Genomic DNA, 2,778 nt, shown 5'->3' on the forward strand with positions numbered 1-2,778 from the left:
TGTTAATTTTATAATTATTGGTTTTTCAAATTTTTTCGATTTTTTGATTTCCTACTTTAACTAAATCGTTTATTTTTTGTACAATTTCTTCTTTTTTAAAATATTCTCCATCGTAAATTTCAATTAATGGAACTAGTACAAATAATCTATTCAGCATTTCCTTATGTGGAACAATCAAATCAGGTTCGTTAATTTTTTTGTCTGAAAAAGTCAAAATATCAATGTCAATCGTTCTTGGCCCCCATCTAATTTCCCTTTTTCTATCTAGTTCATCTTCAATTTTATTTATGATTTTTAAGATTTCTCTTGCTGAAAAATCAGTTTCAATCTTAATTACTGCATTTAAAAACAAATCCTGCTCTAAATATCCAACAGGAGTTGTTTCATATAATCCTGATTTTTTCAATACTCTAATTCCTTCAGTTTTTTCAATTGCTTTAATAGCTTTTTGAATATATTCTTCTCTTTTTCCAATATTACTGCCCAAACTTAAATAAACTTTGTTTCTAGCCATTTTTATTTTATCCCTTTCCTAGTTCCTACCTAATCTTTTATCTGAATTTCGACACTGTCAAAAATTCCATTAATCGGAACTGCTAATTTTCGTATATTTACTTGCACATATTCAATTTTTTCATTCATTTTTTTTATCTCTTTTATAATATCCAAAGCCAATGTTTCCAGCAAATCTACTCTGCTTGCTTTAACAATTTTCTCTATTTTTCTATAACAATCTCCATAACTCAATGTACTATTTATGTCATCATTTTTAATGATTTCCTTTGAAAGTGAAATGATTAAATCAATTTCAATGTTTTGACCAATTTTTTTTTCTTCTTCATAAACGCCTATATATGAATGAAATTTCATGTTATTAATCTTTATTTTATACAATTGAATCTACCTCATTTTCGATTTAAAATTTGTGTATATTTTAACATATAAAATCTTAAAAATAAATAGCATTCATTCAAAAATAAAAGAGCATAACGCTATTAAACTTATGCTCTTAATATAAAAAATTATAGTTTTTCTACTAAATCTTTCAAGTAATCTTTTACTTTATCCTTCAATTCCTCGTGTCTTAATCCAAATTCGACATTTGCAACAAACATTCCAAATTTATCTCCAGTATCGTATCTTAATCCATCAAAATTATACGCATACAATTTTTCTCCATTATTTTTCATTGCCAAAATTGCATCTGTCAACTGAATTTCTCCACCTTTTCCAGGTTTTGTCTCTTTTAAATATGAGAAAATTTCAGGTTCCAGAACATATCGTCCTAATGCAGCAAGATTACTCGGAGCTTCAGTAACTGACGGCTTTTCAATAAAGTCTTCTACTGCCACTGTTTTTTCATCAATTTGCTTTAATGGCTTTATTATCCCATATTTTGAGACATTTTCATGTGGAACTTCCTGTACTCCTAAAATTGTACCGCCTTGTAATTCATTATACTTATCTACAAGCTGTTTTGTAACGGGTTTCTGCCACTTTTCACTATCTGTATAAATAATATCATCTCCTAAAAGTACAACAAATGGCTCATCTCCCACAAATGCTTCTGCACAGCTTATTGCATGTCCTAACCCTAATGGTCTTTTCTGACGAACATAATAAATATTTGACATTTCAGAAATATTGTTTACTATTTTCAATAAATCTTTTTTCCCTTTTTCTTCTAATGTTTTTTCCAGTTCATAAGAATAATCAAAATGATTTTCTATTGATCCCTTATTTCTTCCAGTAATAATAAGAATTTCTTCAATCCCAGCAGATACAAGTTCTTCTACAAGATACTGTAATGCAGGTTTGTCAACTATTACAAGCATTTCTTTAGGCTGTGCTTTGGTTGCTGGTAAAACTCTAGTTCCAAGTCCTGCTGCAGGTATAACAGCTTTTCTTACCTTTTTTATACTCATAATTTTCCTCCTAAATATTTTTCAACATTACTTTTATCATTTTTTTTATTAAAATATATGCCCATCATCAGAATATGTAACTTTTACTGCCAATGGCTGGAATAAATTTAATTTTTCAAAATAATCTTTTGCTTTTAAATTAGCTACTAATTGACGTTCTTTTGTCTTTAAATTATATTCATATTTTCCAATTATAATGATACTTTTTTCATCTGGAAATTGTACGTAGAAACGTACTATTTCTTTATCTGGCAATGGAGTTTTTCCAAGATTTTTTGTATCAATTTTTGTAAAGAAATCTTTGTAATCATTGAATTTTTTATAAAACTCTTTCTTAAAATCATCGTTTAATTTCTCAAGCCTTGTTTCAAGTTTTTTCTTTGTTTTTTCAAGCTGCTTTACCGTAAAGTTCTGATTTCTGTCATGCTTGTATTCCTCTACATAGTTTATGATTTCATCAATCTGATCCTGAATATGCTTCTCTTGGTATTCTTTTGACATCGGGATTTTTTCAAATTGCGTATGCCCGATTACAACCGCATCATATTCGCCTGTTGCAATTTTGCCGATAAATCTTTTTCTGTTTTTCGGCTCAAAGTCTTTCTTATCTGCGACCATAATATTTGCCGACGGATAAAGCTGCATAAACTCTCTGCCAATCTGTCCTGTTAGGTGATTCGGCACAACAAAGAGTGATTTACTGCACATTCCAAGCCTTTTACTTTCCATTGCGGAAGCGACCATCTCAAAAGTCTTTCCGCTTCCTACCACATGGGCAAGCAGGGTATTTCCTCCATAAAGGCTTCTTGCAATGGCATTTCTTTGGTGTGGTCTGAGTTTGATTTCCGTATTA

The 2,778-nt window shown here is 29.8% G+C and carries 3 protein-coding genes and 1 pseudogene; all 4 read right to left on the minus strand.

The window, feature by feature from the left end; genetic code table 11:
• Positions 1–25: 25 nt before the first annotated feature.
• Positions 26–514, minus strand: a complete 489-nt coding sequence (folK, locus tag Q0370_RS02015) for a 2-amino-4-hydroxy-6-hydroxymethyldihydropteridine diphosphokinase (RefSeq protein ID WP_299571413.1) — start codon at positions 512–514, stop codon at positions 26–28.
• Positions 515–543: 29 nt separating this feature from the next.
• The gene (gene folB / locus Q0370_RS02020; RefSeq protein ID WP_299571416.1) at positions 544–894 is read right to left on the minus strand and encodes a dihydroneopterin aldolase; all 351 of its coding nucleotides are present in this window, start codon (positions 892–894) and stop codon (positions 544–546) included.
• A 128-nt stretch (positions 895–1,022) separates the two neighbouring features.
• Positions 1,023–1,925, minus strand: a complete 903-nt coding sequence (gene galU / locus Q0370_RS02025) for a UTP--glucose-1-phosphate uridylyltransferase GalU (protein ID WP_299571418.1) — start codon at positions 1,923–1,925, stop codon at positions 1,023–1,025.
• Between the two features lie 327 nt (positions 1,926–2,252).
• Positions 2,253–2,778: pseudogene (locus tag Q0370_RS02030) on the minus strand (DEAD/DEAH box helicase family protein); the annotation flags it as partial.

This window comes from uncultured Leptotrichia sp. (assembly GCF_938036635.1).
Classification (GTDB): Bacteria; Fusobacteriota; Fusobacteriia; order Fusobacteriales; family Leptotrichiaceae; genus Leptotrichia; species Leptotrichia hongkongensis.